Here is a 24484-nt window from a genome sequence, read left to right on the forward strand (position 1 = left end):
GGAGTATGGCGCAAGGCCGCGCCGGTGCTAGCCTCCCGCCATGCGCGCCTTTGCCCACCCCGACGAAGCCCTTCACGACCCGCAATTCTTCCTGACAAAGGGGGTGGTGCGGTCGAATTTCGAAATCCCCGCCCGCGCGGCCAGCCTGCGCGCAGGCCTGGCCGCGCTGGGCATCACCCCCGATATCCCAACCCCTGCCAGCTTGGCCGATGCCGCCCGCCTGCACAGCAGGGATTACCTGGAATTCCTGCAAACCGCCTCGGCGCAATGGTCCGCCCTGGCCGATTCCGGCCCCGAGGTGGTGGCCAATATGCACCCCACGCCGGAGATGCTGGCGCAATCCACCACCCAGGTGAGCCATATCATCGCCCAGGCCGGGCGCTATTCCGCCGATGCCGCCTGCCCCATCGGGCCGCAGACATGGGCCGCCTCGCTCTCCGCCCTGGGCTGCGCGCTCGCCGCCGCGGCCGAGGCTGCCGCCGGCCGCTCAGCCTATGCGCTCTGCCGCCCGCCCGGGCATCATGCCTATGCGGCGCGTGCCGGCGGGCATTGCTATATCAATAATTCGGCCCTGGCGGCCCAGGCGCTGCGCGATGCCGGCGCGGCGCGCGTCGCCGTGCTCGATATCGACAGCCATCACGGCAATGGCACCCAGGGAATATTCTGGGACCGGGCGGATGTGCTGACCATCTCGATCCATGGCGACCCGCATTTCTACTACCCCTGGCATGTCGGTTTTGCCGGCGAGGTTGGCTGTGGCGAAAACCTGAACCTGCCGCTCACCATGGGCAGCGGCGATGCGGTCTGGCTCGAAGCCCTCGACACCGCGCTGGCCCGGCTTCGGGCCTTCCGCCCCGATGCGCTGGTGGTGGCGCTGGGCTTTGACGCCTCCGAGCATGAGCCGCTGGCCTCGCTGCGCGTCACCGCCGAGGGTTTTGCCCGCGCCGGCGCCGCCATCGCCGGCCTCGGCCTGCCCGCCGCCATTTGTCAAGAGGGGGGCTATGCGGTGGATCATCTGGGTGCGCTGCTGGAGCGTTTCATGAAGGGCTGGGGCGGATGAACGCGATTCACGCAAAGACACTGGTGCTCGACACCCATATCGACATCCGCTGGCCGGAAACCCCGGATTGGACGCAGGAAACCCGCCAATTGGTGGACCTGCCAAAAATGCGCCAGGGCCAGATGAGCGCCGCCATCTTCATCGCCTATGTGCCCCAGGGCCGGCGCGACGCCTCAGGCCATGCCCAGGCGACAGCCCGGGCCGAGGCCATGCTGCAGCATATCCGCAATCGCGCCACCGCCCCTGGCACCCGCTTCTGCGCCACCCCCGATGCGCTGGAGGCCTGCTTCGCCGCCGGCGATACGGCGGTGCTGAGTGCGGTGGAGAATGGCTATGCCATGGGCCACGACCTCAGCCGCATCGCCGCCTGGCGGGCGCTGGGCGCGGTGTATCTGACGCTGACCCATGACGGCCATAACGAGATTTCGGATAGCGCCCGGCCCAAGGCCAATCTGGGCGATGCCCCCAGCGAGCATGGCGGGCTTTCCGCCTTTGGCGAGACGGCGGTGGCGGAGATGAACCGCCAGGGCCTGATGGTCGATGTCAGCCATGTCGCCAAATCGGGCATGCTGCGGGCGGCGCAAATCTCCCGCACGCCGGTGGTGGCCACCCACACCGCCTGTGTCGCGCTCTGCCCGCATCCGCGCGGCCTCGATGACGAGCAGTTGGATGCGCTGCGCGCCTGCGGCGGCCTCGCACAGATCACCGCCGTGCCAGCCTTCCTGAAATCACCGCCACCCAATGCGCCGGCGCAGGCCGATGTGGCCGATCTGGTCGATCATATTGATCACGCCGTGGCCCGCATCGGCCTCGACCATGTTGGCATCAGCAGCGATTTCGATGGCGGCGGCGCGGTCGCCGGCTGGGCCAATGCGGCGCAATGCGAGGCGATCACCCTGGAATTGCTCAAGCGCGGCTATAGCGCGCGGGAGATCGGCCTTTTGTGGAGCGGCAATTTCCTGCGCGTCTGGCGCCAGGTGCTGCGCTTCACGGCTTGATCCGCCAGATATACAGCCCGCAGCCCACCAGGATGGCGATGCCCAGCGCGTCATAGCCATCCGGCGCCTCGGCCCAAACCAGCATGCCCAAGAGCGTCGTCCACACAATGCCGGAATATTCAAAGGGTGCCACCAGGGTGGTGTCGCCCCGCCGATAGGCCTCGGTCATCAGCAATTGCGCTACCGCCGAAATCAGCCCCACCCCGGCCAGCAGCGCCCATTGCTCCGCCCCCGGCCAGACCCAGACCGGCCAGGCAAACACCGCCGAAATCGCCGAGCAGCCAATGGCGAACCAGGCCACAATGGTCACCCCCGATTCGCCCGCCTCGCCCATCCGGCGGATGGAGATCATCGCCAGCGCCCAGGCCAGCGTCGCGACCAGCACCGCGGCATAATCCAGCCATTGCCCGGGCCCACCGCCACTCGGCCGCAACATCACCAGCACGCCCAAAAACCCCACCAGCACAGCACCCAGCCGCCGGCGGTCAATGCTCTCGCCCAAAAGCGGCACCGCCAGCAGGGTCAGAAACAGCGGCATGGCAAAGCCCAAGGCGGTGACCGAGGCCAGCGGCAGCGTGGCATAGCCATGGAAGGCGCCGGCCATGCCAATCAGCCCCCAGAGAATCCGCCCGCCATGGCCCATCGGGTTGTTGGTGCGCAGCGCCTGCCAGCCCCCCGCCCGCCAGACCAGCGGCAGCATCACCGGCAGCGCAAAGACGCTGCGCGCCAGCACCACCTGGGCCAGCGGAATGCCACCCTGCAGCGCCTTCACACAGGCCGCAGCGCAGGCAAACAGCATGGCAGCCCCCATGACGAGCAGGATGGCGCGGCGGGCTTGGCTCTGGGTGCTCATGGACGGGCGATGCGGCGGAGGTTACGGTCAGCGCCGCATGAATGCCAGACCTCCCAAAGCGCCGCCGGTGCCGCCCCATCCCGGGCTCGGAGTGCATGAGGACAGCATCGCCTGGACCGGCCGCTTCACCCTGCAAAAGGTGCGCTTCAGCCATGAACGCTTCGATGGCACCCGCTCACCCGAGCTGACATGGGAGCTGTGGCGCCGCGGCCAGGCGGTGGTGGTGCTGCCCTATGACCCATGGACAGACCGGCTGGCGCTGATCGAGCAATTCCGCCTCCCCGCTCTCGCCGCCGGCATGACACCGGTGGTGCTGGAATGCGCCGCCGGCCTGCTCGAACCCGGCGAGGAACCGCTCCCCGCCGCCGAGCGCGAGCTGCGCGAGGAAACCGGCCTCATCCCCGACCGGATGGAAAAGATCGGCCGCTTCATGCTGATGCAGGGCGGCTGCGATGAGAATGTGCACATGTGGTGCGGCCGGGTGAGGCTGGATGCCAGCCCGGAAGGACATTTTGGCCTGCTCGCGGAGGGCGAGGATATTCGCCTGCGCGTGATGTCGGCCGAGGAGGGTTTTGCGCTCGTGGACAATAACAGCATGGAGAATGCCACCGGCGCCCTGGCGCTGCTGTGGCTGCGCCACCACCGGGAGCGGCTGCGCCGGGAATGGGCATGACCCGCACCCTGTTCCGCGAGGATGCGGCCCTGCGCGAGGCGCCAGCCCAGGTGCTGGCAAGCGGGCCCGAAGGCGTGGTGCTGGACGCCACCATCTTCTACGCCCAGGCCGGCGGCCAGCCCGGCGATACCGGCTGGCTGGCCTGGGATGGCGGCGAGATGGCAGTGGCCAACACCATCAAGGGTGAGGGCGAGACCATCCTGCACCTGCCCGCCGAGGGCGCGGCCCTGCCGCCGATTGGCGCCAGCCTCACCGGCCGGCTCGATTGGCCACGCCGCCACCGCCATATGCGCATGCACACCGCCATGCATCTGCTCTGCAGCCTGATCACCGGCGCCGGCGTCACCGGCGGGCAGATCGGTGGCGAGCGCTCGCGGCTGGATTTCGACCTGGCCGAGCCGCCCACCAAGGAATTCCTCACCGAAGGTCTGAACGCGCTCATCGCGGCCGACCATCCCATCACCACAAGCTGGATCACCACCGAGGAGCTGGACGCCAATCCCAGCCTCGTGCGCACCCTCTCCGTGCAGCCCCCCCGCACGGGAGGCAAAATCCGCCTGGTGCGAATCGGCACCGGGGAAACCCCAGTGGATTTGCAGCCCTGCGGCGGCACCCATGTGGCCAGCACCGCCGAGATCGGCCGCGTCGTGGTCACCAAGCTCGAAAACAAGGGCAAGCAGAACCGCCGCGTCTACCTGGTACTGGAGGACCGAGATGCACAACGTCGTTTCCACGGAATGGCTGGCTGACGAGATGGGCAAGCCGGACCTGCTCATCTTCGATTGCTCGACCTATCTGCCCAATGAGCCGGGCAACAAAAAGGACGGTTTCCGCGCCGGCCACATCCCCGGTGCGCGGCTCTTCGATATCGACGTCATCGCCGATACCGAGACCGAGCTGCCTCATATGGTCCCCACCGCCGGCCGCTTTGCGAAGCTGGTGGGCGCCCTGGGTATCTCCAACGCCTCGCGCATCGTCTTCTATGACCAGCATGGCCTGCGCGCGAGCCCGCGCGGCTGGTGGATGATGCGGCTTTTCGGCCATGACCAGGTGGCGGTGCTCGATGGCGGCCTGCCGGCCTGGAAGCGCGAGGGCAGGCCGGTGGAAACCGGCGAGGCCCCGGCCCCCACCCCCACCACCTTCGTGGCCGATTTCCGGGCTGAAAAGCTGCGCGGCATTGGCGATATCAAACGCATCGTCGCCCAGGGCGGCCCGCTCATCATCGATGCCCGGGCAAAAGGCCGCTTCGATGGCACAGCGCCAGAGCCGCGCGCCGGCCTGCCCTCAGGCCATATGCCCGGCGCGGCCAATGTCCCGGTCAGCGAGATCGCAGGGCCTGATGGGCTGATCAAATCGCCCGATGCGCTGCGGGCGCTCTTCGCCGCCGTGGGGGTGGATGGGGTTCGGCCTGTCGTCACCTCCTGCGGCTCGGGCGTCACCGCCTGTGTGCTGGCGCTGGGGCTGGTCGAGGCCGGCTTCCCCGAACCCGCCATCTATGACGGCTCCTGGACTGAATGGGCGCTCCGCCCGGAAACCGAGAAAGTGACGCGCTGACATGTCAAAGAAACACGCCTTTGAAACCCGCATGAGCCATGCCGGCCGCGCCGGCACCCATGCCCATGGCTTCGTGAACCCCGCGGTGCATCGCGGCTCCACCGTGCTGTTCGAAAATTGCGAGGCAAGGCGCGACGGCGCTGCCAAGCGCTACGAGCAGTTCATGACCTATGGCACGCAGGGTGGCCCCACCCATTACGCGCTGGAAGATGTGATTGCCGAGATCGAGGGTGGCACCCGCGCCACCATCGTGGGCACCGGCCTCGCCGCCGTGATGGTGCCGCTGCTGGCCTATCTGAAATCGGGCGATCATTGCCTCATGCCCGACAGCGTCTATGGCCCGGCGCGCAACCTGGCCAATACGCTGATGAAGGGCTGGGGGATCGAGACCGAATTCTACGACCCGGCGATCGACGAGGCCGGCATGGCCGCGCTGATCAAGCCCAATACCAAGGTGGTCTATACCGAAAGCCCCGGCAGCCACACTTTCGAATTGCAGGATATCCCCGCCATCGCCCGCGCCGCCCATGCCCGCGGCGCTAAGGTGCTGATGGACAATACCTGGGGCATTCACACCTTCATGCCCTTCCAGCACGGGGTGGATGTTTCGATCCAGGCGCTGACCAAATACGTCTCCGGCCATTCCGATATCCTGCTCGGCTCGGTCTGCGTGAATTCCGAGGAGGATTGGCAGATCGTGCGCAGCACCGCCTCGCTGCTCGGCCAGTTTGCCTCGCCCGATGATGTGTATCTGGCGCTGCGTGGCGTGCGGACGATGCCGCTTCGCCTGAAGCATCAATTCGCCTCCTCGCTGGAGGTGGCGCGCTGGTTCGAGGCCCAGCCGCAAGTGTTGCGGGTGCTGCATCCCGGCCTGCCCAGCCACCCGCAACATGCGCTCTTCGCGCGCGATTTCACCGGCGGCTGCTCGCTCTTCGGCGTGGTGTTCCAGCCGCGCTATTCGATCGAGGATGTGTTCAAATTCATCAATGCGCTGGAGTTCTTCGGCATCGGCGCCAGCTGGGGCGGCTATGAATCCCTCGCCCTGCCCACCACGGGCTTCGTGACCCGCACCGCCGGCACCGGCGATTTCGGTGGGCCGATGGCGCGCATCCATATCGGCCTGGAGGATGTGGGCGATCTCTGCGCCGATCTGGCGCAGGGCCTCACGAAGATGGGCTAAAATGCAGGCCCGGGTTGTCACAACCCGGGCCGCCCTACTCCCGTTCGGCCGGCGCAAACACCCGCAACAGCGGCGGCAACACCAGCATCACACACAGCAGCGAGTAAACCAGCGACACCCCCAGCACCACGCCCATGCTGGCGGTGCCGGGATGGGGGCTGATCGCCAGCGCGCCAAAGGCCGAGGCATTGGTCACAGCCGAATAAATCACCGCCCGGTTCAAAGGGCTCGCCAGCAACCCACGCTCGCCCCGCGCCCAGGCCGCGACGTAATAAATGTCATAGGCGACACCCATGCCAAACAGCAGCGGCAGGGCAATGATATTGGCCAAATTCAGCGGCGGGCCAAACAGCGTGCAATGCGCCAGCGTCAGCAGCCCCGCCAGCGCCAGCGGCGCCAGCGCCAGCAGTGACAGCCTGAGGCTGCGTAAATTCACCAGCAGCAGACCCAGCACCAGCGCCACCGCAATCACCCCGGCGACAATAAAGGCCCGCTGCACCGTGGCCGACGAGGCGGCGGCAGAAATGCCCGCCCCCGTGGCATTGGGCGCCGCCGCCTGCACCGCCTGGGCAAAGCCGCGCAGCGCCGGAACATCCTGGCCCAACGCAAGTGGCGCCACCTCAACCCGGGCCATGCCATTGCGGCCAATCCAGTCGGCGCGCAGATCATCGGGCAGGCTTTCCAGCGTCACCTCGGCGGCCTGCAGCAGCGCGGCCACCTGGGCCAAGGTGGCCCGCAGGCCGGGCAGCAGCGCCTCGGCCAGAATGGCGCGGGTGGCCGGGGTAGCACTGGCCAGGGCGATGAAGGCGGCACCCAGCCGGCGGGCATCGCGCGCGGTTGCGTCCTCGCCGGGGGCGGTGCGCAGCGCCAGCCCCGCCAGAGCCAAGGCGCTGCTCACCGCGGCCTCGCTGGGCGCCATGCTGGCCGCAATGGCCAGGGTGGGCAGCAGCAACCCGGCGGCATCCTCCAACAGAGCCAATTTCTCAGGCTGGCCCTCAGGCACGAAGCTGGCCAGGCTCAGCGCGCGCCCCACCTCGGGCAGCGCCTCCAGCCGGCTGGCCAGGGCCTGCGCCGCCGCCAGATCCGGCACCAGAATATCGAGCGTATTGGGATTGGTCTCAGCACTGCGCATCAATTCGCGATAGGTGCTGACGGATTCCTTCGTCGGGTCGCGCAGGTTCAGCGGGTCGGTGTCGAAAGCCAGCCTGGGCAGCAGCGCGAGGCTGGCCAGCGCCAGCAGCCCCGCCCCCACCACCACCCAGCGCGCGCGCCGCAGCAGCCAAATGTCGAAAGGTGCCAGGGCCGGGTAGCCCACCTCACGCGCCTCGGCCTGCGGATTGGCCATCAGCATCAGCGCCGGCAGCAGCGTCATCGCCATCAGCCAGCCAATCAGCATGCCCACACCGGCAATCAGCCCCAATTCGCGCAGGCCCAGGTAATCGGTGGGGATGAAGGCAAAGAAGCTGAGCGTGCAGGCCATGGCGGCCAGCGCCATGCCAGGCCCCGCCACCCGCGCCGCGGCCAAAAGCGCCGGGGCCAGGGTGCCCGCAGCCTGGCGTTCGGCGCGGTACTGCACCGAATACTGAATGCCGAAATCCACCCCCAGGCCAATGAACAACACGGCAAAGGCTATGGAGAGCGGGTTGAAATGCCCCACCACCAGCACGCCAAAAGCCGCCGTCCAGGCCAGCCCCGCCACCACCAGCACCATCAGCGGCCAAATCAGCCGCCAACTGCGCAGCGCCATCCACAGCAACAGCACGGTGAGGCCCAGGGAGAGCAAGATATTCTCCACCGCCCCCTCAGCGAGGGTAGCGAATTCCTCATCCGCCATCGGGATATTGCCGGTGATACGAATGGTGATGCCCGGCCGGGCCAGGCCGGCAGCGGCAGCACGGATAGCCTCGGTGGCGGAATGGCCGGCGGCCAGTTCGGAAAAATCCAGCACGGGTTGGACCAAGACGAAGCGGCGGGTCTCCAGCGCGCTGGCGGCGCGCCCGGTCATCATCAGGTTCCAATCAGGCTCGGCCACCCGGCCGGCCAGGGCAGCCTCGGCCGCCGCGCTGAAGGCCACCAACGGGCTGGCCAATTGGCTCAAACTGGCCTCGCCACGCGCCACGCCCTCCATGGCGCTGCGCAGCAAATCGGCCACGCCGCGCAGGCTGGGGTCGGCGGCCAGGCTACCCAGCAGCGGCTGCGCCTCGATCAGCCGCTCGGTCAGGTCGCGCACCTCATCGAGCGAGAGAAACAGCGCCGCATGACGCTCGAAAAATTCCCCGGCATCAGGCCGGCGCACATTGCGGAAAAGCTGCGGCTGGGCGCGCAGCGCCAGCGCCAGCGCCTCGGCGGTGCGGCTCGCGGCAGCGCCGGTGGGCGCATCGATCACCACAGCGATGACGTCAATCCGGTCCGGAAAGGCCACATCCATGGCACGCTCATTCAGCCGCCAGGGCAGGTCCTGCGGAAAAAGCTGCGTCACATCCGAATTGAGTTCAAAGCGGGTGGCGGTAACCCAGCCGGCGGCAATGGTCAGCGCGGCAAACAGCGCCACCACCAGCCGGGCATGCCGCAGGCTGGCAGCCACCAGCCCCGCCACGGCGCGGGCGACGAGATCATCAAGCCTCACGGTAGAAAATCAGCAGCGCCGAGATGAAAACCAGGCAGAGCGGCCAGACCCAGCGGGCGATGCGCGCCTCGGCAGCGCCAGGCCCGGCGCGCAGCTCCAGCCAGCGGGCACAACTGGCCACCACCGCGGCCGCACCAAGCGGCAAGTGGGAGAGCTCAACCAGCAAGGCCTCCTTTACATTGGCAATGGCATGGGTATGCGCCAACAGCAGAAAGCCACCCAGCGCCATGGCAATGGGAAAGACATAGGCCGCCGCCGAGCGCTTGCCGCGCAGCCGCACCAGCCATTCCGAGACGGCAAAGACCACCACCAGCAGCGAGAGCAACTTGTGCTGCAGCACCTCCGGGTCGCGCAGACTGTCAAAGAAGCCGATATCGCCCATCGGCCAAGCCTCGGGGTCCGAGCGGGCAAAAAGAAAGGCGGCCAGCCCCATGAACAGCAGCGGCCAATGCCGGGCCAAGGCCACGCGGCGTGTGGCATCCGCCAGCGCCGCCAGGCCCACCGCCAGCACCACAAAGCCCGACATATGGTGGTTATACTCGCTCCAGGCGATGTCAAAGGCGTTGCGCGGCGGCAGAAAACCCTCGCCGGGAATGAAGGCCTGCGGGCGTTCAGCGTTTTCGCGCGCCTGGGCATCGAGTTGCGCCTGCAAGGCGGGAATGCCGAGATCAGCATGGCTGGGCGAAGTGAAGCGCGGCATGCGCGGCACCGCACGCTCCGCAATCTCGGCCCAGCTAACCCTGTCATCGGGCAAATCGGCGCCCGGCGGCACGGAGGTGAGAGAGGCCGCAATGCCAAAGACGCAAATGCCCACAATCAACTCGCATTCCACAAAGCGCCTGAGCCGGGGCAGGAAAGCGCCATCGCCGGCGAAGCGATGCAACAGCAGGAAATTCGCCAACCCCAGCAGCAGCAACACGGCAAACAGCACTGATTTCGTCGCCGACATGGCGCCATAAGCGGTGCCGTAAATCGCCTCGGGCGAGCCCACATAACCGAGGTAATACCCCACCACCCCAGCCACGATGCCCAGCACGCCAGCCACGGCAAGGCCGGAATACCGCGCCCCCACCGCCTGCGCCGCCGATGGCGGCCAGGGCAGCCGCAACGCCATGAGAAAAGCCGGCAAGCCACCCAGCCACAACGCCGCACCCGCCTGATGAATGAAGGTGGCGGCCAGCATGGGCAGGCGGTCCTCGGTGCGGGCCATGGCATGGCTGCCCGCCACCGCCGCGACGAGCAGCAGCAGGCCCATAACCAACAGCGGCCATGGCCGCGCCCCCCCCCGGGCCAGCACCAGCGCCGCCACAGCGCAGGCCATCACCCCCAGCGCGCTGAGCACAAAACCCGCCCCCGCCGCCTGCCAAGCGCCCAGGCCAAGCGTGCCAATCAGCGCCAGCGCGCCCAGCCCGGAGGAGCACAACACCGCCCCCAGTGTCAGCCACCCCCCCCAGAGGATGGCCCGGCGCGCGGTGGCCAGCAGCATCGCCCCCTCACCCGCCGGCAGCCGCCCCGCCAGCGGCGCCGCCAGAAACGCCAAAAACGCAATGGAGCCCAGCAATACGCTGCGCGCCATCAACTCGGCCGCATGCAGCACCACCGAGAGAAAACCATAAAGATCGAGAAACAATTCCACGCGTCAGGCCGCAACCGTGAAGGGAATGTCGCCCCGGGTGATATGGCCATCCAGCGCCAGCACCTGCCAGCGAATCCGCCAATTTCCCGGGGCCAAGGCATCAGTGGTGCCAATCAACTCCGCCGCCGGGCAATCAGCGGCCAGCTCCACCCGCACCTCATCGGCCGTGCCACCACCACCCAGCCGGACGGGCGCCACGAAGAGCGCACTGCGCCCATGGTCGAGACGCGAATTGAACACCAACCGCAACCGCACCGGACCAGGCGAAACCCGCGCCCCCGCCGCAGGCTCGGCATGGCGGATGATGGCATGCGCCTGTGCGGCCGGCGCCAGCAACATCATGGGCGCAGCCAGCAGGCACCGGCGCGGCATGGCGCGGACATAATCGGACATGGACGGTAAACTATGGAAGCCCGCCCCCCGAGGCAACCGGTCGCAAATGCCCCAAATTGTACCGCTGTGGTTCAGTATGGGCTTTTCCGTGAATGCCATGCTAAGCACCGCCTCCCGCGGCGCAGCATGGCGCGGCGATTCCAGGAGCCGTATCCGAATGGGTATTCCCCTCGCGCAGCAGGCCAAGGTTGCCGCCTATGTGCTGAAACAGCAACTGATGGGCCGCAAGCGCTTTCCATTGGTGCTGATGCTGGAGCCGCTGTTCCGCTGCAACCTCGCCTGCGCCGGCTGCGGCAAGATCGACTACCCCGACGCCATCCTGAACAAGCGGCTTTCGGTGGCGGAATGCCTGGAGGCATCGGCGGAATGCGGCGCGCCGGTGGTGGCCATCGCCGGCGGCGAGCCCCTGCTGCACAAGGAAATGCCCGCCATCGTCGAGGGGCTTCTCGCCCAGGGCCGCATCGTCATCCTCTGCACCAATGCGCTGCTGCTGGAAAAGCGCATGGACGCCTACAAGCCCCATCCCCGCTTCATCTGGGACATCCATCTGGATGGCGACCAGGCGCAGCATGACTGGGCGGTGAGCCAGGATGGCGTCTATGACCGTGCGGTGGATGCGTTGAAGAAGGTGCGCGCGGCCGGCTTCCGCACCGCCATCAACTGCACCCTGTTCAACAATGCCGACCCAGAGCGCACCGCGAAATTCTTCGATGACGTCACCGCCATGGGCGTGGACAACATCATGCTCAGCCCCGGCTACGCCTATGAGCGCGCCCCGGACCAAAAGCACTTCCTCAACCGCCAGAAGACCAAGGACCTCTTCCGCGACATCTTCGCCCGCAACAAAGGCGATGCGAAATGGCGGATGGGCAATAGCCCCCTCTTCCTCGACTTCCTGGCCGGCAACCAAACCTATGGCTGCACCCCCTGGGGCAACCCCACCCGCAATGTCTTCGGCTGGCAGCGCCCCTGCTACCTGCTCGGCGAAGGCTACGCCAAATCCTTCACCGAACTGATGGAAACCACGGAATGGGACAAATACGGCGTCGGCAATTATGAAAAATGCGCCGATTGCATGGTCCATTCCGGCTTCGAAGCCACAGCAGCACTCGATGCGCTGAAACGACCCTGGAAAGCAGTGGCAGCCCAAATCCGCGGCCCGCGCACCACAGGATCCATGGCACCCGAAATCGACCTCAGCCAACAACGCCCGGCCGAATACGTCTTCTCAGCCCATGTCCAACAGGCGATGAACGACATGGCCCATGAAACACCGGCGCGTGGCGCGAAGCATGGCGGGACGGCACCGCCGGCCGCGGCGGAGTAAGGCGCCCCCCAGGGAGGGCTTTGCCCTCCCCGGACCCCTCCCACCAAAGGCCGAAAGGCCTTTGGAAACCATTATAAATTAATAATTTAATAGACCATACCCTCGGCCTCGCTTTCCACCCCGCGGTCCAGCGGCCCGTTGGCCCCTGGTGGGTGGGGGTCTGGGGAAGGGCAAAGCCCTCACCCGGCGCTACCCGTCCAGGGCATCGCGCCCCCCAGGGAGGGCTTTGCCCTCCCCGGACCCCTCCCACCAAAGGCCGAAAGGCCTTTGGAAATTATTATAAATCAATAATTTAATAGAACATACCCTCGGCCTCGCTTTCTACCCCGCGGTCCAGCGGCCCGTTGGCCCCTGGTGGGTGGGGGTCTGGGGGAGGGCAAAGCCCTCACCCAGCGCTACCCAACACGCCGCGCACCGCCCCCAGCCATTCCCCATGCCGGGCCTTCGCCTCCGGGCGCGACATCTGCGGCATAAAACGCCGCTCCAGCCGCCAATGCGGCGCCGCCTCTCCCGGCCCTGGCAGCAGGCCCGATTGGTGCCCGGCCAGCCAGGCGGCGCCCAGGGCGGTGGTTTCCGTCACCTCCGGGCGGTCCACCACGCATCCAGAAATATCCGCCAGGCGCTGCATCGTCCAATCGCTGCGGGCCATGCCGCCATCCACCCGGATGGTACTGGTTCGCCCGCCCATATCCAGCGCCATGGCGTCCAGCAAGTCCTGGGTCTGGAAGGCCACGGCCTCCAGCGCGGCGGCGGCAATCTCAGCCCGGCCGGTGCCGCGGGTCAGGCCGCTCAGCGCCGCCCGGGCCGTGCTGTCCCACCAGGGCGCGCCCAGGCCGGTAAAGGCGGGCACCAGATGCACGCGGGAGGCGGGGTCCGCCTGGGGCGCCAATGCCGTGGCCTCGGCGGCCGAGGCGATGATGCCCAGCCCATCACGCAGCCATTGCACCGTGCTGCCGGCATTGAAGATCGCCCCCTCCAGCGCGTAGCTCCGCCGGCCGCCGAGTTGCCAGGCCAGCGTCGTCAATAGCCGGTGGCGGGAGGTAACGGCCGCGCCGGTCACCAGCATGGCGAAGCAGCCGGTGCCATAGGTGGATTTCAGCATGCCGGGCGAAAAGCAGGCTTGGCCAATGGTCGCCGCCTGCTGGTCACCAGCCATGCCGCGGATCGGCACCGGGCGGCCCAGCACCTGGGTCACACCAAATTCGGCGGCACTGTCCATCACCTCCGGCAGCACCGCGCGCGGAATATTGAACAGAAGCAGCAATTCCTCATCCCATTCGCCAGTGTGGATGTTCCACAACATGGTGCGGCTGGCATTGGTCGCATCCGTCGCGTGCATGCCGGTCAGGCGAAACAGCAGAAAACTATCCACCGTGCCGAAGCACAAACGCCCGGCCTCGGCATCGCGCCGCGCGCCGGGCACATGCTCCAGCAGCCAGGCCAGCTTGCTGGCGCTGAAATAGGGGTCGGGCAGCAGGCCGGTACGCTCGGTGATAAGCGCCTCCGGCAGCCCCGCGCAGAATTCCGCGGTGCGGCGGTCTTGCCAGACAATGGCGCGATGGATGGCCCGGCCGGTATCGCGCCGCCACAGCAGCGTGGTCTCGCGCTGATTGGTGATGCCGATGGCGGTGATGCGCTCATCCCCCGCCGCCTCGCGCAGCATGGCGATGCTGTCGGCGATCAGATCCTCCGGCTCATGCTCCACCCAGCCGGGGCTGGGGAAATGCTGGGTGAGTTCCCGCTGGGCGGTGGCCTGGGGGCGGAGTGCGGCATCGAAGCGTATGGCGCGGGTCGATGTGGTGCCCTGGTCGAGCGCGAGCAGCATCGTCTTGGCCCCCCTTCTTGCAGCATGTCCCGCTCACTATAGGCTGGCCGCCTGATCGGAGAAAACCATGCCCCTGAACAATCGCATCGCCGGCCTCGGCCCTGAAATCGCCGAATGGCGCCAGACCATCCATGCCAATCCGGAAATGGGGTTTGAGGAGCACGCCACCAGCGCGCTGGTGGCCGAGAAACTCGCCGCCTGGGGCATTGAGGTGCATCGCAACATCGCCGGCACCGGCGTGGTGGGCGTGCTGCGCAACGGCAGTTCCAGCCGCTCCATCGCGCTGCGCGCCGATATGGATTGCCTGCCGATGACCGAGGAGACCGGCCTGCCGCATGCCTCCAAAACACCGGGCAAGATGCATGCCTGCGGCCATGACGGCCACACCGCCATGCTGCTCGGCGCGGCGAAATACCTCGCCGAGACCCGCAATTTCGACGGCACGGTGAATTTTCTCTTCCAGCCGGCGGAAGAGGGCGGCGGCGGCGGCCGGGTGATGATGGAAGAAGGCGTCTTCGACCGTTTCCCCACCGACAGCGTCTATGGCATCCACAATGACCCATCCCTGGCGGTGGGCGAGATTTCCATCGTCGCCGGCCCCATCCTGGCCGCGGCCGATACCATGACCTTCAATATCCGCGGCCTGGGCGGCCACGCGGCGCGGCCGCATCAGGCGATTGACCCGGTTGTGGTGGGCTCCAACCTCGTCGTGGCGCTGCAGCACCTGGTCTCGCGCCGGGTGGACCCGCTGGACAGCGCGGTGCTCTCGCTTTGCATGTTCCATGCCGGCTCGGCCAGCAACGTCATCCCCGAAACGGCGGAAATCAAAGGCACCCTGCGCACCCTGAAGGCCGAGACCCGGGCGGCGATGGAGCGCCATATCAAGCGCATCGCCGCCTCCATCGCCGATGCCTTCGCGGCTGAGATCGAGGTGGTGTGGAAGGCCGGCTACCCGGTCACCGTCAACCACGCGGCGGAAACCGAACTGGCGGCGCAGGCCGCCGCCAAAGTCTTTGCCGAGGGCGGCATCATCCGCAAGCGCCCACCGATCATGGGTGCTGAGGATTTCTCCTACATGCTGGAAAAGCGCCCCGGCGCCTTCGTGAGACTTGGCCAGAAGGGGCCCGACGGCAAGGGCGGCGTGCCAGTGCACCACCCGAAATATGATTTCAATGACGAGGCCGCCCCCTATGGCGTGGCCTTCTTCGCTGCACTGGTGGAGCAGGAACTGCCGCGCTAGGTCGTATGGGCGGCGCGACCCAGCGCCGCCCATCCAACCCGCAAGGAGGTCGCATGACCAAGGACGACATCACCGCCTGGGCGCTCTCTGCAGGTTGGCGCATCGTCGGCGGCCATCCCAGCCTGTCCAAGCCGCAAAAGCTGGATGACGCCATCATCCGCCTCAACCTCAAGGCCACCGTGGTGCAGGTCGAGGTGCGCAAACCCTCGGGCAAATGGGAAAAAATCTCCACCGCGAATTACCCCTCCATCACCGCCGGCGAGGAGGGCGGCCTTCTCCTGGGCCTCGGGCTTGAGCGCATCCCCAGCCTGGGGCGGCTGATGCAGGATAATCGGGACGCCATGGTGTTTCGCTGAAGGGCCGCGCTGCCGCGTTGACCAAGCCCCCCCCATGCGCCATGCCCCTGGCATGACAGCCGACCCCATGCTCCGCACCCAAAAAGCTTGGCCCATCGAAGAGGCCGGCAAACTGGCCGATCGTCTCGCCAAACAGGGCAAGACGCATGCGCTGTTCCAAACCGGCTATGGCCCCTCCGGCCTGCCGCATATCGGCACTTTTGGCGAGGTGGCCCGCACCTCCTGGGTCCGCCACGCTTTTTCGCAAATCACCGGCCTGCCCTCGCGCCTGCTCGCCTTCAGCGATGACATGGACGGGCTGCGCAAAGCGCCTGACAATGTGCCCAACCGGGAATTGCTGCTCGCCAATCTCGGCAAGCCACTCACCAAGATCCCGGACCCCTTTGGCACCCATTCTAGCTTCGGCGCCCATAATAACGCCCGTCTGCGCGCCTTCCTCGACGCTTTCGGCTTCGACTATGAATTCGCCTCCAGCACCGATTATTACAGCCAGGGCCGCTTCGACCAGGCGCTGCTGCGCATGGCGGAAAAGCATGAGGAAATCCGCGCCATCATCCTGCCCACGCTGGGGCCGGACCGCCGGGCCACCTATTCCCCCTTCCTGCCCATCCACCCCATCACCGGCGTGGTCATGCAGGTGCCAATGGAGGAGGTGCGCGCCGATGGCACCCTGGTCTGGCGAGATGAGGAAGGCCAACGCTTTGAAACCCCCGTCACCGCCGGGCATTGCAAGGCGCAATGGAAGGCCGATTGGGCGCTGCGCTGGTATGCGCTGGGGGTGGATTACGAAATGTCGGGCAAGGATTTGATCGACAGCGTCCGCCTTTCCTCGGCCATTTGCCGCGCGCTGGGGGCCGAGCCACCGGTAAACCTCACCTATGAGCTTTTCCTCGACGAAACCGGCCAAAAAATCAGCAAATCCAAGGGCAATGGCCTGACCATTGATGAATGGCTGCGCTACGCCCCGCCGGAGAGCCTGGGCCAATTCATGTACAACCAGCCCACCCGGGCCAAGCGGCTGTATTTCGATGTCATCCCCCGCGCCGTGGATGAATACCTGCAAAACGCCGAGCGCGGCATGGCCACCGCCATGCCCGAGCTCGCGGCCAACCCGGCCTGGCACATCCATGCCGGCGATATCCCGCAATCGGCGCATAGCCCGCTATCGTTTCAGACGCTGCTGAACCTCGCCGCCGTCTCAGCCGCCGAGACGCCTGACGATCTCTGGGCCTTCGTGCGCAACTACGCCCCGGATACCGCGCCGGGCACCCATCCCTTCCTCAATGTGCTGGTGGCCCGCGCCGTCGCCTATTGCGAGGATTTCGTCCGCCCCCACCTCAAGCCGCGCATCGCCACGGCCGAGGAAAGGGCGGGGCTGGAGGACCTCATCACCCGCCTGCAAAACAACGCCGCCGCCATCGACGCCATGCCCCCCGGCGCCGAGCGGGCAAAAGCCATTCAGGACATCATCTATGATGCCGGAAGGCGCGAACCCTTCACCACGCCCAATAAGGATGGCTCCATGGGCGTGGGCCGCGGCTGGTTCAACGCGCTCTACCAGGTGCTGCTCGGCGCCGATGAGGGGCCGCGCTTCGGCTCGGTGATCGCCGCCTACGGCATCGCCCGCAGCATCAACGTCATCCAGGCAGCGCTGGCCCGGTGATGACGCGCAGGGGCCAGCCTCAGGCATGATCGCCTTCCTCAAACGCTATGGCGCGACCATCTTCGGCGTGGTCCTTCTGGCGGGCGCCATCTATGTCGTCCAGCGCGAGTTCCGCGGCCTCTCCGTGGCTCAGGTGCATGATGCAATGGCCGCCATCTCCCGCCATGCGCTGTGGCTGGCGGCGGGCTGCACCCTGCTCGCCTATGCGGTGCTGGCGATTTATGACCGGCTTGGCTCACTCTATGCCGGCAAACCCGCGAGTTGGGCGCGCTCGCTGATGGCGAGTTTCTGCGGCTATTCGCTGGCCCATAATCTGGGCTTCGCCGCCGTCTCGGGGGCCGCGGTGCGGTTTCGCTTCTACTCCGCCTGGGGCTATTCGGCGGTGCAGATCGCCAAGGTGATCGGCTTCACCTCCCTCACTTTCGGCCTCGGCGGCATGGCGCTGGCCGGGCTTGTGCTGGTGGTCGAGCCGGAGGTTGTGCCCTGGCTCGGTACGAATCTGCCGCGCTGGGCCTTGCAGGGGCTGGCGGTGCCGCTTTGGGGCGTTGTCGCGGCCTATGTCGTGCTCAGCCGCTTCTTCCGCACCATCACCGTATTCCGTCACGAGATCGAACTGCCCGGCCTGAAGATGGCCCTGGCGCAGACCGTGCTGGCCACCGTCGATGTCGCCGTCACCGCGGCCATCTTCTATATCCTGCTGCCGCCGGCCGAGGGGCTGACCTTTGTGCGCTTCGTGGGGATCTACCTCGTCGCCTATAGCCTGGGCATCTTCGCCTCCGTCCCCGGCGGGCTTGGGGTGTTCGACAGCGCGATCCTGATCGGCCTCTCACCCTATATGGGTGCGGCCGAGGTGATCGGCGCGCTGCTGGTCTTCCGGCTGTATTACTACATCGTGCCGCTCTTCATCGCCGGGGCGCTGTTTGCCGGCTTTGAACTCAGCCAGCGCGGCGCCGTGCTGGCCCGCTTCACCGCCGTCACCCAAGGGTCGGAGGCGCTGGAGGCCCCCGCCATGGCCGGGCTGGTGGCGATCAGCGGGGCGCTCTTGATCTTCATCGGCGCGCTGCCCGCCTCGGGCGGGTTGATGACGATCTGGGGCAGCTATTCGCTGGCCGCCGCATCGCAATTCGCCGCCTCGGTGCTGGGCTCGGCGCTGCTGGTGCTGGCCTATGGGCTGGCGCGGCGGCTGGCCATTGGCTGGGCGCTGGCGGTGGCGCTGCTGCTGCTGGGCGGGCTCACCGTCTGGCTGCGCGGCGAGGCCTGGTTCGCCTGGCTACCCTTCCCAGCCGTGGCCACGCTGCTGCTCACCATGCGGCCGCGCTTCTACCGCCGCTCCCGCCTCTGGGCCGAGCCGTTGAGCCCCGAGGCGCTGGTGCCACTGGCCGCCGCAGCCTTTTGCGGCATCACCCTGGCGCTGGTCGGCCACCGGGTGGAGGTGCAGGACAGCTCCTGGTGGGAGGTGGTCTTCGCCGATGAGGCGCCCAACGCGCTGCGCTTCACCGTGGGGCTGACGGCCGTGCTGCTGCTGGTCGGCCTTGCCCGGCTGCTGCGCCCCGCCCGTATCCGCCCGCTGGCCTATGATGAAGCCAGCCGCGCCATGCTCGCCTCCTGGCAGGGCACGACGCCACCCGCCGCCGATGGCGTGCTGCTGGGCGAGGCCAGGCGCGCCGGCATGGCATTTTCCCGCCAACCCCCGCTCTGGCTGGCTTATGGCGACCCTTCGGGCGATCCGGCCGATGGCGTCAGCGCCATCTGGCGTTTCCGCGATGCCTGCGAGCGGGCCGGGGTGCGCCCCGCCTTTTGGGATGTGGGGCCAGAATGGCTGCGCATCTATGCCGATATCGGCCTGACCGCGGTGCCCATGCCCGGCCGGCCGGACCGCTTCATCGCCTGCCGCGCGGAACAGGATTTGGACCGGCTGCTCGCAAAGGCGTAGAAGCTGCGGCCATGAAACGTCGCATCCTTCTCGCCCTGCCGATGGCCATGCCGGCGCTGGCGCAAAGCTTCCCCAGCCGCAGCCTTCGCGTGGTGGTTCCCTTTGCCGCGGGCGGCGCGGCCGATAGCGCCGCCCGCACCATCTTCCCGCGCATCGCCGAGCGCCTGGGCCAGCCGGTCGTGGTGGAAAACCGCACCGGCGCCGGCGGTTCGCTTGGCGGCTATGAGGTGGCGCGGGCCGCCGCCGATGGCCATACCCTGCTCTTCGATGCCAGTTCGCACCTGGTGAACCCCCATCTCATCCGCAACCTGCCCTTTGACTACGCCACCGCCTTCGCGCCGATCTCCCAGGTGGTGACCTTTCCCCAGGTTCTGGCGGTGAAGAATGACCTGCCCGCGCCCACGCTGGCGGCCTTCATTGCCTTGGCCAAGGCGCGGCCGGGGCAGCTTTCGGTCGGCACCCAGGGCAATGCCACGGCGGGGCATATGGGCCTGGTGCAATTCTGTCAGGCCGCCGGCATCGAGGTGACCCACGCCCCCTATCGCGGTGGCGCCGATGCGGCGCGGGACCTCGCGGCGGGGGCCCTGGATGCGGTGTTCATCACCATGCTTTCGGCCCGGCCGATCGTGGATAGCGGCCGGGCGCGCTTTCTGGCGGTGGCCAATACCCAGCGCAGCGCCCTGCGCCCCCAACTCCCCACCTTTGCCGAGGCCGGGCTGCCCGGCGTGGCGATATCGGAATGGGCCAGCCTCTTCGCCCCGGCCGGCACCCCGGCCGAGATACAGCAAACCCTCTACGCCGCCCTGCGCGAGGCCCTGGCCCTGGCGGAGCTGCGCGAGCGCCTGGCCAATCTGGGCGCCGAACCGGTGGGCAGCAGCCCGGAGGTATTTGCGAAATTTGTGACCGATGGCCGGGCCGAAATGGGCCGGGTGGTGCGCGAAGCGAATATTCGCCTTGATTAGACGCGATTTCCTGCTGGCCATGGCCGGCACCGCGCTGCCGCCCGAGGAATTCTCCGGGCTGATCGGCCAGCCGGTGCTGGCGCTGGCGGTGCACCCGGCAGTGTTTCCGCGCCTACGTGTGATGTCCGCCGGCCGGCAGCGGGTGGTGAGCGATGGGCTGCGCGGCCGCGGCCCGGCTCTGGGTTGGCATGAGGGCTGGCTGCATGGCTGGGCCGGCACGGCAGAGGCGCGCGTCTTCCTGGCCTATGAGCCAAGCGCCGAACAACTGGCGCTGATGCTATGGGAGGATGGCCGCCCCAGCCTCTTCATCCCACCACGCTGGGCACCCTGGCCACAGGCGCTGCGCCTGCCACTGCGCGGGTTCAATCCGGAATTGGAGGCCCAGCTGCGCTGGGGCGCGTGAGGGCAGCGCAAGGCTGCACCACCGCCCCCCAAAGGGCCTAGGCCAGATCTTCCGACAGAATGGTGATGGTGACGTGATAGGCCACCTCGCCATCCTCGGCATCACGATCGACGGTGCCGATCACTTCGCCATCCGCCAGCAACTCCACCGGGCCGTTGCGGGTTTGCGCGGCACGGATGGTGAGCTTGGGGCTGCCGGTCATGGCGCGGAGTTGGGCCTGCACAGCCTGAATTTCTGCGGGTTTCATCCCCGCTGCATAGCGGGGCTTGGCGGCTGGGGTAAACCCCCGGGCTGCATCATCCCCAGGTCACACAGGCCCAGGCCCCTTCCGCCCGCTCTCCCCCGGGACTACCTGAATGACATGGCGCTGCCCCCGCAATTTCTCGACGATCTGCGCGCCCGCACCTCCATGCAGGCGCTGGTGGCGCGCAAGGTCCGGCTGCTGAAATCCGGCCGGCAATGGAAGGGCTGCTGCCCATTCCATGGCGAGAAGACGCCCAGCTTCTATGTCTATGATGACGGCTTCCACTGCTTCGGCTGCGGCGCGCATGGCGATGCCATCAGCTTTGTGATGCGCGCCGATGGCGCAAGCTTCATCGAGGCGGTGGAGCGCCTGGCCGGCGAGGCCGGGCTCAGCGTGCCCAAACCCACCCCGGAGGTGGCCGCGCGAGAAGCCCGAGCGCGCGACCTGCATGGCGTGCTCGATGCCGCCCAGGCCGCCTTCACCCGCCGCCTGCATCTGCCCGAGGGCCGGCAAGCGCTGGATTATCTGCTCAGGCGCGGCCTCACCCCCGACACCATCGCCGGTTTCGGCCTGGGCTGGTCCGGCGCCGGCCGCGGCGCACTGGCGGCCGATCTGCGCGAATTGGGCATCGAGCCCGCCCAGTTGCTCGAAGCCGGGCTGATGCAGGAGCGCGAGAAGGGGCTGGTCGATCTCTTCTTCAACCGGGTGATGTTCCCCATCCATGACCGCCGCGGGCGCGGGATCAGCTTTGGCGGCCGCATCCTGGGCGATGGCCAGCCGAAATACGTCAATGGCCCGGAAACGGCGCTGTTTTCCAAGCGGCGCCAGCTTTATGGCCTGCATCTGGCGCGCGAGGGCGTGTTCCGTGGTGCCAGGCTGGTGGCAGTGGAAGGTTACATGGATGTCATCGCCCTGCATCAGGCCGGCTTCACCGGCGCGGTGGCGCCGCTCGGCACGGCGCTGACCACCGAGCAATTGGAAGCCCTCTGGGCGGTCAGCCCCGAGCCCGTGCTGTGCTTCGATGGCGACGCCGCCGGCGCCCGCGCCGCCGCCCGCGCGGCCGAGGTGGCGCTGCCCATGCTCACCCCCGAGCGCACCCTGCGCCTGGCCACCCTACCAGCAGGCGAGGACCCCGACACCCTCATCGGCAAGCAGGGCCAGGGCGCCTTCGAGGCGGTGCTGGGCGCCGCCAAACCCCTCGCCGAGGCGCTCTACACCCTGCTCGCCGAAGGCCGCCGGCTCACCTCGCCCGAGGAGCGGGCCGGTTTTCGCAAACGCCTCTCCGAGGCCGCGGCCAGAATCGAGGACAAGGCGCTGGGCGCGGAATATCGCCGTGCCTTGCTCGACCGCTTCTTCGCCGAGGGCAGGCCCCGCAATGGCCGCGCCACGCCTGGCACCTCCCCTCGGGCTGGCCCCATCGCCCGGCCAGTGCCCGGTGCCAATGCCCGCAGCGATCAGGCCCGCGCCATGCTGGCCTGCCTGCTGCGCCACCCCTGGTTCATTCAGGAGGTGGAGGAGGCGCTGGGCCTGCTCGAATTGCCCCCCGGCCCCGCTTCCGCCCTGCGCGATCATATTTTGCATATGCCCGGCCATGATAGCGCGCTGGCGGCGGAAGCGCTGCATGCGCAGCTGGGCAGCGCCGGGCTGGGGCGTGAACTGGCCTGGGCCTTGGCCGCCCCAGCGTTGCCGGCCGGCGCCAGAAATGGCGCTCAACCTGCGGAAATTTCGGAATGTTTTTGGCATTTCTTCTCCCGCCTCAAGGGCAGTGAGGCCTTGCAGGCGGATCTCTCGGCCGCAAGGCGCGAGGCCGAGCAAGCCCCCACCGCCGAAGCCCTGCGCCGGGTGACGCTGCTCAAAGAGGCGCTCGATGCCTATGGACGTGGCGACCCGACTGGGGTTGAAGCAGTCTAGACGACGCAGCATTCACGCTGCTTGGTCTCGTCCTTGTTGAGAGAATGATGCAGCGCTTTCGGCGATTCCGCCTCAACGCATCATGCTCTAGAATTGCAAAAGCCACATGCCGTGGCGAAAAATGCTCGGTTTCTGCGGCTGGGGTGGTGAACCTGCCCCACGGCATTCCATATGGAGAGACCGCATGGGCGAAGCGCCCGGTTTACGTGCTGCGAATCAATGGAGCGATATGAATGGCCACCAAGCCCGGCAGCACTGAAACCACGGATGCACGCGATGAAGCGGTCGAGGGCGTGATGCTCGACATCCAGTCTGCCGCGGTAAAAAAGCTGATCGCGCGCGGCAAGGAGCGCGGCTTCGTCACCGTGGACGAGGTCAATGCCGTCCTGCCCTCCGAGCAGGTCTCCTCCGAGATGATCGAGGACACGCTGGCCATGCTCAGCGAATCCGGCATCACCGTCGTCGAGGCCGAAGAGGGCGAGGATGGCGACAGCCCCAAGCCCGCCACCGCCAAATCCGAGGATGGCGAGGACAAGGAAGAGGAGGAGAGCGGCGGCAACGTCGATGAGGACACGATCGGGCGCACCGATGACCCGGTGCGGATGTATCTGCGCGAGATGGGCTCCGTCGAACTGCTCAGCCGCGAGGGCGAAATCGCCATCGCCAAGCGGATCGAGGCCGGGCGCGACATGATGATCGGCGGCTTGTGCGAAAGCCCGCTCACCTTCAAGGCCATCATCGCCTGGCATGAGGCGGTGCGCGATGGCCGCATGCTGCTGCGCGACGTGATCGACCTCGAAGCCACCAATCAGGCCGATATGCCCGAGGGTGCCAGCGCCGAGCCCGAGGAATTCGAGGAGGGCGACGAGGAAGGCTCGATCGGCCTTTCCCTCTCCGCCTTGGAAGAAAAACTCAAGCCCGAGGCGCTGGCCGCCTTCGAGGGCATTGAGGCCATCTACAGCAAGCTCGGCAAGCTCTCGGCCAAGCGCATGGATGTCTATACCGGCGGCGGCGAATTGGCCGGCCGCTCGGAGAAGAGCTATGAGAAGAGCCGCACCGAGCTGGTGGCCCTGGTGCAGAAGGTCCACCTCCACAACAACCGCATCGAGGAACTGGTCGAACAGCTCAAGCTGCTCAACAAGCGCCTGGTGGCGATGGATGGCCAGGTGCTGCGGCTGGCCGAATCCCACAAGGTCAAGCGCGAGGATTTCCTCGCCGAGTGGCGCGGGCATGAGCTTGACCCGACATGGTTCGAGCGCGTCTCCAAGCTGAAGTCGAAATACTGGCAGGCCTTCGCCGCCAAATCACAGGATGATGTGGAAAAGGTGCGCGCCCATATCGGCGCCGTCGCCGCCGAAACCGGCCTGCCGGTGGCCGAATTCCGCCGCGTCTATGCCACCGTCAGCCGCGGCGAGCGCGACATGACGGTCGCCAAGAAAGAGATGATCGAGGCCAACCTTCGCCTCGTGATCTCCATCGCCAAGAAATACACCAATCGCGGCCTGCAATTCCTCGACCTGATCCAGGAGGGCAATATCGGCCTGATGAAGGCGGTGGATAAGTTCGAATACCGCCGCGGCTACAAATTCAGCACCTACGCCACCTGGTGGATCCGCCAGGCCATCACCCGCTCCATCGCCGACCAGG

At 67.2% G+C, this 24484-nt stretch carries 21 protein-coding genes; 15 read left to right on the top strand and 6 right to left on the bottom strand.

The features are described from left to right. The first annotated feature begins 40 nt into the window (after positions 1 to 40). Both ABWP84_RS02600 and ABWP84_RS02605 read left to right on the top strand, forming a co-directional pair. A complete protein-coding gene (locus tag ABWP84_RS02600) occupies positions 41 to 1060 on the top strand; it encodes a histone deacetylase family protein (protein WP_353210434.1) in 1020 nt (339 codons plus the stop codon). Beyond that, entirely contained in the window at positions 1057 to 2058 is a 1002-nt protein-coding gene (locus ABWP84_RS02605) for a dipeptidase (RefSeq protein WP_353210435.1), read from the top strand. The genes ABWP84_RS02600 and ABWP84_RS02605 overlap by 4 nt, the downstream gene beginning before the upstream one ends. On the opposite strand, the gene ABWP84_RS02610 is transcribed toward ABWP84_RS02605, so the two are convergent. Next, a complete protein-coding gene (locus ABWP84_RS02610) occupies positions 2048 to 2911 on the bottom strand; it encodes a DMT family transporter (RefSeq protein WP_353210436.1) in 864 nt (287 codons plus the stop codon). The genes ABWP84_RS02605 and ABWP84_RS02610 overlap by 11 nt on opposite strands. 37 nt (positions 2912 to 2948) lie before the next feature. Between ABWP84_RS02610 and ABWP84_RS02615 the strand changes: the two genes are divergently transcribed. Genes ABWP84_RS02615 through metC form a run of 4 tightly spaced genes read left to right on the top strand, consistent with a single transcriptional unit; the run spans position 2949 to position 6318 of the window. Further along, positions 2949 to 3584 carry an NUDIX domain-containing protein gene (locus ABWP84_RS02615; protein WP_353210437.1) on the top strand — a complete coding sequence of 212 codons (636 nt, stop codon included), beginning with the start codon at positions 2949 to 2951 and terminating at the stop codon, positions 3582 to 3584. After that, the gene (locus tag ABWP84_RS02620) at positions 3581 to 4333 is read left to right on the top strand and encodes an alanyl-tRNA editing protein (protein ID WP_353210438.1); all 753 of its coding nucleotides are present in this window, start codon (positions 3581 to 3583) and stop codon (positions 4331 to 4333) included. The genes ABWP84_RS02615 and ABWP84_RS02620 overlap by 4 nt, the downstream gene beginning before the upstream one ends. Continuing rightward, on the top strand, positions 4299 to 5138 hold the full coding sequence (locus ABWP84_RS02625) for a sulfurtransferase (protein ID WP_353210439.1): 840 nt from the start codon (positions 4299 to 4301) through the stop codon (positions 5136 to 5138). The genes ABWP84_RS02620 and ABWP84_RS02625 overlap by 35 nt, the downstream gene beginning before the upstream one ends. Before the next feature lies 1 nt (position 5139). Next, positions 5140 to 6318: a cystathionine beta-lyase gene (gene metC / locus ABWP84_RS02630; protein WP_353210440.1), complete on the top strand. Its 1179-nt coding sequence runs from the start codon at positions 5140 to 5142 to the stop codon at positions 6316 to 6318. A 34-nt stretch (positions 6319 to 6352) separates the two neighbouring features. Here metC and ABWP84_RS02635 read toward each other — a convergent pair whose 3' ends face one another. Genes ABWP84_RS02635 through ABWP84_RS02645 form a run of 3 tightly spaced genes read right to left on the bottom strand, consistent with a single transcriptional unit; the run spans position 6353 to position 10973 of the window. Then, positions 6353 to 8944 (bottom strand): MMPL family transporter, encoded by a 2592-nt coding sequence (locus ABWP84_RS02635; RefSeq protein WP_353210441.1) that lies wholly within the window; start codon positions 8942 to 8944, stop codon positions 6353 to 6355. After that, on the bottom strand, positions 8934 to 10580 hold the full coding sequence (locus ABWP84_RS02640; RefSeq protein WP_353210442.1) for a CopD family protein: 1647 nt from the start codon (positions 10578 to 10580) through the stop codon (positions 8934 to 8936). Before ABWP84_RS02640 ends, ABWP84_RS02635 begins: the two co-directional genes overlap by 11 nt. Before the next feature lie 3 nt (positions 10581 to 10583). After that, the gene (locus tag ABWP84_RS02645) at positions 10584 to 10973 is read right to left on the bottom strand and encodes a copper resistance CopC family protein (RefSeq protein WP_353210443.1); all 390 of its coding nucleotides are present in this window, start codon (positions 10971 to 10973) and stop codon (positions 10584 to 10586) included. A gap of 157 nt (positions 10974 to 11130) precedes the next feature. Between ABWP84_RS02645 and hpnH the strand changes: the two genes are divergently transcribed. Beyond that, positions 11131 to 12300 carry an adenosyl-hopene transferase HpnH gene (gene hpnH / locus ABWP84_RS02650; RefSeq protein ID WP_353210444.1) on the top strand — a complete coding sequence of 390 codons (1170 nt, stop codon included), beginning with the start codon at positions 11131 to 11133 and terminating at the stop codon, positions 12298 to 12300. A 385-nt stretch (positions 12301 to 12685) separates the two neighbouring features. Here the strand turns inward: hpnH and glpK are convergent, their stop codons facing one another. Further along, complete coding sequence (glpK, locus tag ABWP84_RS02655; RefSeq protein ID WP_353210445.1) at positions 12686 to 14125, bottom strand: glycerol kinase GlpK; 1440 nt, start codon at positions 14123 to 14125, stop codon at positions 12686 to 12688. 67 nt (positions 14126 to 14192) lie between these two features. Between glpK and ABWP84_RS02660 the strand changes: the two genes are divergently transcribed. The 6 genes from ABWP84_RS02660 to ABWP84_RS02685 are packed head-to-tail and all read left to right on the top strand — an operon-like array spanning position 14193 to position 20682. Next, positions 14193 to 15365, top strand: a complete 1173-nt coding sequence (locus tag ABWP84_RS02660; protein ID WP_353210446.1) for a M20 aminoacylase family protein — start codon at positions 14193 to 14195, stop codon at positions 15363 to 15365. A gap of 53 nt (positions 15366 to 15418) precedes the next feature. Further along, positions 15419 to 15721 (top strand): hypothetical protein, encoded by a 303-nt coding sequence (locus ABWP84_RS02665; protein ID WP_353210447.1) that lies wholly within the window; start codon positions 15419 to 15421, stop codon positions 15719 to 15721. A 52-nt stretch (positions 15722 to 15773) separates the two neighbouring features. Next, a complete protein-coding gene (locus ABWP84_RS02670; RefSeq protein ID WP_353210448.1) occupies positions 15774 to 17384 on the top strand; it encodes a lysine--tRNA ligase in 1611 nt (536 codons plus the stop codon). A 25-nt stretch (positions 17385 to 17409) separates the two neighbouring features. Then, complete coding sequence (locus ABWP84_RS02675; protein ID WP_353210449.1) at positions 17410 to 19317, top strand: lysylphosphatidylglycerol synthase domain-containing protein; 1908 nt, start codon at positions 17410 to 17412, stop codon at positions 19315 to 19317. 11 nt (positions 19318 to 19328) lie between these two features. Then, positions 19329 to 20279 carry a tripartite tricarboxylate transporter substrate-binding protein gene (locus tag ABWP84_RS02680; protein WP_353210450.1) on the top strand — a complete coding sequence of 317 codons (951 nt, stop codon included), beginning with the start codon at positions 19329 to 19331 and terminating at the stop codon, positions 20277 to 20279. Further along, positions 20272 to 20682: a hypothetical protein gene (locus ABWP84_RS02685; RefSeq protein WP_353210451.1), complete on the top strand. Its 411-nt coding sequence runs from the start codon at positions 20272 to 20274 to the stop codon at positions 20680 to 20682. The genes ABWP84_RS02680 and ABWP84_RS02685 overlap by 8 nt, the downstream gene beginning before the upstream one ends. 37 nt (positions 20683 to 20719) lie before the next feature. Here the strand turns inward: ABWP84_RS02685 and ABWP84_RS02690 are convergent, their stop codons facing one another. Continuing rightward, entirely contained in the window at positions 20720 to 20929 is a 210-nt protein-coding gene (locus tag ABWP84_RS02690; RefSeq protein WP_353210452.1) for a DUF3126 family protein, read from the bottom strand. Between the two features lie 114 nt (positions 20930 to 21043). Here ABWP84_RS02690 and dnaG point away from each other — a divergent pair, with 114 nt between their 5' ends. Next, positions 21044 to 22837 (top strand): DNA primase, encoded by a 1794-nt coding sequence (gene dnaG, locus ABWP84_RS02695; protein WP_353210453.1) that lies wholly within the window; start codon positions 21044 to 21046, stop codon positions 22835 to 22837. Positions 22838 to 23070: 233 nt separating this feature from the next. Then, positions 23071 to 24484, top strand: a 1414-nt coding sequence (locus ABWP84_RS02700) for a sigma-70 family RNA polymerase sigma factor (protein WP_353210454.1), incomplete at its 3' end; no start/stop codon positions are given.

The sequence above is a fragment of the Rhodovarius sp. genome (assembly GCF_040399605.1).
Lineage (GTDB): Bacteria > Pseudomonadota > Alphaproteobacteria > Acetobacterales > Acetobacteraceae > Rhodovarius > Rhodovarius crocodyli_A.